The sequence below is a fragment of the Aliiroseovarius sp. xm-d-517 genome (genome assembly GCF_013283135.1).
Lineage (GTDB): Bacteria > Pseudomonadota > Alphaproteobacteria > Rhodobacterales > Rhodobacteraceae > Aliiroseovarius > Aliiroseovarius crassostreae.
Genome location: NZ_WBXT01000002.1, coordinates 97,864 through 105,282, shown reverse-complemented (window position 1 = coordinate 105,282; position 7,419 = coordinate 97,864). Strand labels below are relative to the sequence as shown.

Annotated in this window: 8 protein-coding genes; 6 read left to right on the top strand and 2 right to left on the bottom strand. The window is 58.7% G+C overall.

What is annotated here, in order from left to right; translation table 11 throughout:
• From XMD517_RS15605 to XMD517_RS15580, 6 genes are all read left to right on the top strand, one after another.
• Nucleotides 1-1,194, top strand: a complete 1,194-nt coding sequence (locus XMD517_RS15605; RefSeq protein WP_173507592.1) for an ABC transporter substrate-binding protein — start codon at nucleotides 1-3, stop codon at nucleotides 1,192-1,194.
• 53 nt (nucleotides 1,195-1,247) lie between these two features.
• Nucleotides 1,248-2,948 carry an ABC transporter permease gene (locus tag XMD517_RS15600; protein ID WP_173488175.1) on the top strand — a complete coding sequence of 567 codons (1,701 nt, stop codon included), beginning with the start codon at nucleotides 1,248-1,250 and terminating at the stop codon, nucleotides 2,946-2,948.
• A 4-nt stretch (nucleotides 2,949-2,952) separates the two neighbouring features.
• Entirely contained in the window at nucleotides 2,953-3,603 is a 651-nt protein-coding gene (locus XMD517_RS15595) for an ATP-binding cassette domain-containing protein (RefSeq protein ID WP_254450053.1), read from the top strand.
• Between the two features lie 209 nt (nucleotides 3,604-3,812).
• On the top strand, nucleotides 3,813-4,550 hold the full coding sequence (locus tag XMD517_RS15590; protein ID WP_173488177.1) for an energy-coupling factor ABC transporter ATP-binding protein: 738 nt from the start codon (nucleotides 3,813-3,815) through the stop codon (nucleotides 4,548-4,550).
• Nucleotides 4,525-5,151 (top strand): energy-coupling factor transporter transmembrane protein EcfT, encoded by a 627-nt coding sequence (locus XMD517_RS15585; RefSeq protein WP_173488178.1) that lies wholly within the window; start codon nucleotides 4,525-4,527, stop codon nucleotides 5,149-5,151. Before XMD517_RS15590 ends, XMD517_RS15585 begins: the two co-directional genes overlap by 26 nt.
• 24 nt (nucleotides 5,152-5,175) lie before the next feature.
• Nucleotides 5,176-5,721, top strand: a complete 546-nt coding sequence (locus XMD517_RS15580) for a biotin transporter BioY (RefSeq protein WP_173485127.1) — start codon at nucleotides 5,176-5,178, stop codon at nucleotides 5,719-5,721.
• Nucleotides 5,722-5,771: 50 nt separating this feature from the next.
• Here XMD517_RS15580 and uraH read toward each other — a convergent pair whose 3' ends face one another.
• On the bottom strand, nucleotides 5,772-6,137 hold the full coding sequence (gene uraH, locus XMD517_RS15575) for a hydroxyisourate hydrolase (RefSeq protein WP_173488179.1): 366 nt from the start codon (nucleotides 6,135-6,137) through the stop codon (nucleotides 5,772-5,774).
• 30 nt (nucleotides 6,138-6,167) lie between these two features.
• On the bottom strand, nucleotides 6,168-7,175 hold the full coding sequence (locus tag XMD517_RS15570) for a type I glyceraldehyde-3-phosphate dehydrogenase (RefSeq protein ID WP_173488180.1): 1,008 nt from the start codon (nucleotides 7,173-7,175) through the stop codon (nucleotides 6,168-6,170).
• Nucleotides 7,176-7,419: the final 244 nt, after the last annotated feature.

Genomic DNA, 7,419 nt, shown 5'->3' with positions numbered 1-7,419 from the left:
TTGAAGGCAGCCGTTTTGGGGGCGTTGGTCCCGTTCTCTGCGCAGGCCGACACGGATCCGGGCAACTGGAGTGATGTGCTCCAAAAAGCTGAGGGGCAAACTGTCTATTGGAATGCCTGGGGCGGATCGCCGACGACCAATGCGTTCATTGCCTGGGCAGGCCAGCGGGTGCAGGAAACATATGGGGTTACGGTTGAACATGTGAAACTGACCGATACGGCCGATGCGGTGACGCGGGTGCTTGCGGAAAAACAGGCGGGCAAGGACGATGATGGTGCGATTGATCTTATCTGGATCAATGGTGCGAATTTTGCTTCGATGAAAGAAGCAAACCTGTTGTTTGGGCCTTTTGCCGAACAGCTTCCCGGCTGGCAGTATGTCGACGTTGAGGGCAAAACTGTACGCACCGATTTCACCGTTCCGGTTGAAGGATATGAAAGTCCCTGGGCGATGGCGCAGGTCGTGTTCATGTATGACACTGCGGATATCGATGCGCCTTTGCCGTCTGCCAACCAGATCCTTGAGTGGGCAAAAGCGCATCCAGGTCGATTCACCTATCCTCAACCGCCCGATTTTCTGGGAACCACGTTTCTCAAACAGATGCTGGTTGACCTGATCGAAGATCCTGCGTTGTTGTCGCAACCTGTGTCGGATGACACTTATGCCAAGGTCACCGCACCACTTTGGGCATATCTGGAACAGCTCACTCCGGTTCTGTGGCGCGAGGGCAGGGCGTATCCGCCCAACGGAACCAGACAAATCCAGTTGATCAATGACGGAGAGCTGGATCTGGCGATTTCCTTCAGCCCGGGGGCCGCATCAACCGCTATTGCAAACTATGAATTGCCTGACACGGTCCGCACGTTCGTCCTGCAAAAGGGTACCATTGGCAATGCCTCCTTCGTGGCAATTCCCTATAATTCCGGGTCCAAGGAAGGGGCCATGGTTCTGGCCGACTTCCTGCTTAGCCCGGAAGCGCAGGCCCGTGCCCAGGACCCGAATGTGCTTGGATATGGCACCGTGCTGGATGTTGCGTCGCTGCCTGATGCTGATAAAGCCCGGTTTGCCGACCTCGATCTGGGGATTGCGACCCTGTCACCGGAAGAGTTGGGGCAAGCGCAGGCTGAACCTCATCCGAGCTGGATGACGCGCATTTCGGAGGACTGGCAAACCCGTTACGGTGTGACGCAATAAAATCGTCTCTATGCGCTTGTTTAGGGACTGATATCTGTCAGTCGGGAGTGTGAATGTCAAACCGAGCCAGCCTATTGTCTGTCTTACCGGGCTTGACCCTTCTGGTGTTACTTGGCCCGGTTTTTGCGGGACTCTATGGCGTGGTCCTACCTGCTTTGGGCCATTTGCCCGCTGCCGGCTATGTCGGACCGTCAGCAGAACCGTTTCGGGACCTGTTGGCCTGGCCGGGGTTGGGGGCATCGGTTCGGCTGTCCCTGACCACGGGTTTCGCGGCTGCAGCTTTGTCACTGCTCATCGTGGCGCTGATCCTGGCGGGGTGGTCGGGCACCCGATGGTTTGCCTGGGTTGAACGCGCGCTCTCACCATTACTGTCGGTGCCGCACGCGGCCGCAGCCTTTGGGTTCGCGTTCCTCATTGCGCCATCCGGTTGGGTGTTTCGATTGATCTCACCTGGCCTGACTGGGTGGGAGCGACCACCGGATTTGTTGATCCTGCAAGACCCGGCGGGGCTTTCGCTGATTGCCGGAATGGTAGTGAAAGAAGTTCCGTTCCTGCTGCTGATGTCCATTGCTGCTTTGGGCCAGGTTGGGGGAGGCCGGCGGCTGATTGTGGCGCAATCCCTGGGCTACGGGCGTGTTGCCGGTTGGCTGATCGCTGTGTTCCCCGCTATTTATCAAAGGATCCGGCTGCCGGTTCTGGTTGTGCTGGCATGGTCCATGTCGGTGGTTGACGTCGCGGTTATCCTTGGGCCCTCCACGCCGTCCACCCTTTCTGTTCAGATTGTGCGCTGGATGTCGGACCCCGATCTGGCGTTCAGATTGCGGGCTGCTGCTGGCGCGTTGCTGCAATTTGGGCTGGTTCTGGGGGGGCTCGCCCTATGGTGGGGGCTGGAACGGGCATTGGCGGGCCTCTGTGGCCTTCTGGTGGCGCGTGGCGTTCGGTTTGAGGGGGACGGTGCCGCACGGGGTGGAGGGCTGTTCTTGGCGTTCAGCGTCGTTCTGTGGCTCATACTGGGCTTGCTGGGAATGTTGGTTTGGTCATTTGCAGGGTTTTGGACCTTTCCCGACCTGTTGCCGGACCAGTTTACCCTGCGCAGTTGGCAACGACACGCTACGGGCAGCCTGAATGCCACGCTCGAAACCATTTTGATAGCCGGAATTGTGGTGAGTTTGGGTCTGTTTTTGACCATAGGATGCCTTGAAGCAGAAGAGCGTCAGGGCAAACGTCTGAGCAGCCGTGGAATGTGGCTTTTGTATCTGCCGCTTCTGGTGCCGCAAACCGCATTCCTGCCGGGCCTGCAGACCTTGATGCTGTCATTTGGGATCGAGACGGGCAGGGCAGGGGTGTTGCTGGCCCATCTGGTCTTTGTGTTGCCCTATATGCGCCTTTCTCTTCAGGATCCGTGGCGACAATGGGATCAGCGGCAGGCTTTGGTGGCGGCGTCGCTCGGGGCGTCTGCGAATCGGGTGCTTTGGCAGATCCGCCTGCCCATGTTGCTGGGGCCGATCCTCACGGCACTTGCGGTTGGCGTGGCGGTCTCGGTTGGGCAATATCTGCCAACCCTGCTGATGGGCGGCGGCCGGGTGGAAACCCTGACAACCGAAGCTTTGGCCTTGTCATCCGGGGGGGATCGTCGCGCGATTGGCGTATTTGCCTTGTTGCAGACCGTGGTGGCGCTTGCACCCTTTGCCCTGGCATTGTTGGTCCCTGCGCTGGTCTGGCGCAATAGATCGGGGTTGCGACATGAAGGATAAACCCATGGGATTGAGCCTGAATAGGGTCGAAATCACTCACAATAAAACGCCGTTGGTATCATTGGATCGGCATATCAATCCCGGAGAGGTGCTGACGCTCATGGGGCCATCGGGGGTTGGGAAATCGACCCTTCTGTCTGCCGTGATCGGGTCCCTGACTCCGGCTTTTGATCTGCGCGGCAAGATCGTTTTGAACGGTGAGGACATTACCGACAGGCCTCCTCATTTGCGCCGAATTGGGATCCTTTTTCAGGATGCCCTGTTGTTTCCGCACCTGTCGGTCGGCGGGAACTTGGCATTTGGCCTGGCGCCCGGCGGTGGGCGTGAACAGCGCAGGGCTACGGTAGAGCTCGCCCTGGCCCAAGTTGGGTTGGAAGGGTTTGCGGATCGCGATCCCGCGACGCTATCGGGGGGGCAGCGCGCGCGTGTGGCGTTGATGCGTGTTCTGCTTTCGCAGCCTAGGGCCCTTCTTCTCGATGAACCGTTCTCAGGGCTGGACGAAACCTTGCGTCATCAGATCCGTGCAATTGTGTTTGAGCGGGCGAGGTCGCAAAACCTGCCTGTTCTGATGGTGACCCATGATCGCGAGGATGCCCTGGCTGCCGCCGGGTCGCTTGTGGTTCTTGGGGCGCATTCTGCCCAAAACAGTCTCTAACCTACCCGAATTTACTTATCCATTGGTTCATCAAAACTGATTACGAGAGATCTCAATCTCATTGGCGGTGGGGATCGATGCGCGGCCCGGGATTTTTGCAAATGCTGTTGGTGCATTTTCTTGCGGCATTTATGGTGCGATGCGCGTAAAACCCTGCCAATGAACGAATCCGGTGGATGGCCGGGGGATTTTCGGGACCGATGCAACACATGCAACAGCAGCAGCCCATGAACGGGATACGGTTTGACAACGTATCTTATGCGCGCGATGGAAAGGCGATCCTGACGGATGTGTCGCTGTCGGTCTCTGCGCGGCGCGTAGGGGTTGTTGGGCGCAACGGGTCCGGGAAAACCACGCTGTCCCGTCTTGTGGCCGGCCTTTTGGACCCGGATGCGGGCGAAATCAGGGTCGCAGGGATCTCTCCTGGCAAAAATCGCAAAGCGGCGTTGTCCGCTGTTGGGATCCTGTTTCAGAACCCGGATCACCAGATCATTTTCCCTACAGTTCTGGAAGAGCTGTGTTTTGGTCTGACCCAGATGGGAGAGACGAGGGAGGCGGCGGAAAAACAGGCTCTAACATGGCTTGCAGACTATCAGGTTACGCATTGGCGCGATGCTCATGTCAGCCGGTTGTCACAGGGGCAAAAGCAGCTTTTGTGCCTGATGTCAGTGCTGGCGATGCGTCCGAAATGGTTGATCCTTGATGAACCCTTTTCCGGTCTGGACCTGCCCATTCGGGCACAGTTGACACGGCGTCTTGCACGCTATGATGGCCACATATTGCATGTGACCCATGCGCCAGAGGACCTGACCGGGTATGATGATGTGATCTGGCTGGATCAGGGCCGTTTGGTGGGGCAGGGGGCGCCGGATACTCTACTGCCTGCCTATCTGGATGAAATGGCGCGGCAAGGAGAGAGTGATGATCTCGCTGACCTCGCCAATTAAGACCCCCGCACATGATTGGCCCGCCGGGGTTAAGCTGGCGCTGTTGGGGTTCGCAACGGTCGCGCTTTTCTCGGCGCGCACGATCCCACCGCAGCTGGCAGGTTTTGCCCTGATGGTGGTGCTCTATGCGTTACCCGGAATGGAATTTGCCAAAGCTGGCTGGCGTGCGATGCGGATGATCTGGCCGTTTGTGGCCCTGATGGCGGTCTGGCATTTGGTCACCGCAGATTACGAGGCGGGCAGCGTGATCGTTCTACGGATGATGACGGCGGTTGGACTGGCCAATCTTGTCACCATGACCACGCGCCTGTCGGATTTCATTGCGGTGATCCGCTGGATCACTCGTCCGCTGCGGCGGGTTGGGCTGAAGGCTGAGGCGCTTGAAATCGCAATTGCTCTGGTCATCCGCTTCACGCCGGTTCTGGTCGAAAAAGGGCAGGGGTTGCGTATGGCATGGCAGGCGCGTTCAACCCGCCGGCCCGGCTGGCGTATTGTGCTGCCCTTTACGGTGCAGGCGCTGGACGATGCGGATCATGTGGCGGATGCCTTGCGCGCAAGGGGTGGGTTTCAGGCCATGCAGATGTCAGACACACACAAATAATACGATCCTGAAGGAGTGAGGGTTATGGAACGGAATGTGACTTTGATTGCGCTGTTTGCGGCGCTGATTGCCGCGCTGGGGCTGATCCCGCCGATTGCGTTGGGGTTCGGGGTGCCTATTACGGCGCAAAGTCTTGGGGTGATGTTGTGCGGCACGGTTCTGGGGGCCCGTCGCGGGGCGCTGGCGGTGCTGCTGTTTTTACTGCTTGTGGCAATCGGTCTGCCGCTTCTGGCCGGTGGCCGTGGCGGGTTTGGAGTGTTCGCCGGGCCGACGGCCGGGTTTCTTGTGGGCTTTCCGATCGGCGCATTTGTCATTGGCCTGATCGTTGAAAAGATGCGCGCAGGCAATCTGGCTGTGGTTGCGGGGCTGGCGGCCATGATCGGCGGCATCGTGGTGGTCTATGCGTTTGGCATTGCAGGATTTGCCTTTGTGACGGGCAAAGGGCTGGCCGCGTCTGCGACGATCATGGCCCCCTTCGTGCCTGGCGATATTGTGAAAGCGGTGATCGCGGGCCTGCTGACACAGGCCCTGTTCCGGGCGCGTCCCGCCAGCGTGTTGTCGCGCAGCTGAACATACGGCGTTTCCGGTTGCAGCTGTGATTCAGATCTGGCCGGAAACGCTTAGCTGCCCCGATAGGTGGAATAACCGTAAGGGGAGAGCAGGAGGGGCACGTGATAATGTGCCTCTTGCGACATGGCGAAACGGATCGGCACCTGATCAAGAAACAACAGATCATCGCTGGTCCAGTCGCCGACCTGACCGGATTTGCGCAGATAGGCGCCGCAAGAGAATACCAGCTCGTATTGACCCGTTTGAAACCTGTCAGGCGGAAGGATCGGCGTGTCGGTTCGCCCATCTGAATTGGTCACGGTCTGACCAATGTTTTCCCGCGTGTCCCCGATGAGGCGAAACAGGGTGATGGAAATGCCTTCGGCAGGGCAGCCGCGCGCGGTGTCAAGAACATGGGTGGTGAGATAGCCGGTCATGGGATCCTCGCCCGATGGTTGGAAAGATTGTCAACAATCCATACCCTGCCGCATCCGCCGTGCCATGTCGAGCATTCGGTTGGAAAAGCCCCATTCATTGTCGTACCAGCCGAAGACGCGCAGCAACCCCCCAGGGCTGATCGACAGTTCAGGCCCCGAAATCACCAGACTTTCCGGGCGCATCCGCAGATCGGACGAAACCAGCGGTTCTTCGGTCCATCCCAGCACTACGCTGGACTGGGCAATCTCTTTCAGCCGGGCGCGGGCCAGATCCTCGGGAATGTCGTTTTCCACTTCGACCACAAGGTCAATGCAGGAGACCGAGGCGGTGGGCACGCGGATGGCGCGGGCCTCAATTTTCCCGGCAAGCGCGGGCAGCACTTTTCCCACCAGCTGATGTGCAGAGGTGGTGGTCGGCACCATCGACAGGGCGGCGGCCCGTGAACGTGCCGGGTTGGCGCGGGGTTTGTCCACTGTGGGCTGGCTTCCCGTATAACAATGCACCGTGGTCATGTGACCACCTATCAACCCCCATTCCCGGTCGATCACTGCCAGCAGCGGGGCCAGGGCGTTGGTGGTGCAGGAGGCGTTTGAGATGATTTTGTGATCGGCAATATCCGCATCATTTGCGCCCAGAACCACGGTCACGTCCGCCTCGTCCGAGGGGCCGGAAATCAGCACCCGAGAGGCCCCCGCTGCCAGACCCCGTTCGGCCATTGCGCGTTTGCCCGCCATGCCGGTGCATTCGAACACGATATCCACATCCGACAGATCCATAACACTGATGTCGGGATGGGCATGAAACGGGATCCTCTGGCCGTTGACAATCAGCGCCTCCGGCCCGGTTTCGACCGTGCCGGCCCAGGGACCGAACACGCTGTCATATTTGAACAGATAGGCACAGGTATCCAACGGTTCGATATCATTGATGAAAACGACCTCAAACTCGTTCGGACCTGCCAGCAGGATGCGCAGGATCGAGCGGCCGATCCGGCCAAACCCATTCAGGCCAATTCTGATTTTACGTGTCGGTGACATGGGGACTCCGCGGCAGAGGTAACCGGGAAAGAGAACGCTACTGCGCGCGGCAGGGCAAGGGCAAAACGTGCGCTTGACGCATCGGACTGTGGGAATGTCGGGAATTAAAGCGGTTCGGGATAAACTTGACACACATGTTTATTCTGAAACGCCCACGACATTGATGTCTCTTACCGCGTTTCGGTTTCCCCTTGTATCAGGTTAAAACCGAAACGCTTTAGGCTGAGGAGCTGGAGATTTGTTG

Excerpts from the sequence above, each read along its gene's own strand:
- XMD517_RS15580 (WP_173485127.1), top strand. The coding sequence starts at position 5,176 with ATGGAACGGAATGTGACTTTGATTGCGCTGTTTGCGGCGCTGATTGCC.
- XMD517_RS15600 (WP_173488175.1), top strand. The coding sequence starts at position 1,248 with ATGTCAAACCGAGCCAGCCTATTGTCTGTCTTACCGGGCTTGACCCTT.
- XMD517_RS15585 (WP_173488178.1), top strand. The coding sequence starts at position 4,525 with ATGATCTCGCTGACCTCGCCAATTAAGACCCCCGCACATGATTGGCCC.
- XMD517_RS15570 (WP_173488180.1), bottom strand. The coding sequence starts at position 7,175 with ATGTCACCGACACGTAAAATCAGAATTGGCCTGAATGGGTTTGGCCGG.
- XMD517_RS15590 (WP_173488177.1), top strand. The coding sequence starts at position 3,813 with ATGCAACAGCAGCAGCCCATGAACGGGATACGGTTTGACAACGTATCT.
- XMD517_RS15595 (WP_254450053.1), top strand. The coding sequence starts at position 2,953 with ATGGGATTGAGCCTGAATAGGGTCGAAATCACTCACAATAAAACGCCG.
- uraH (WP_173488179.1), bottom strand. The coding sequence starts at position 6,137 with ATGACCGGCTATCTCACCACCCATGTTCTTGACACCGCGCGCGGCTGC.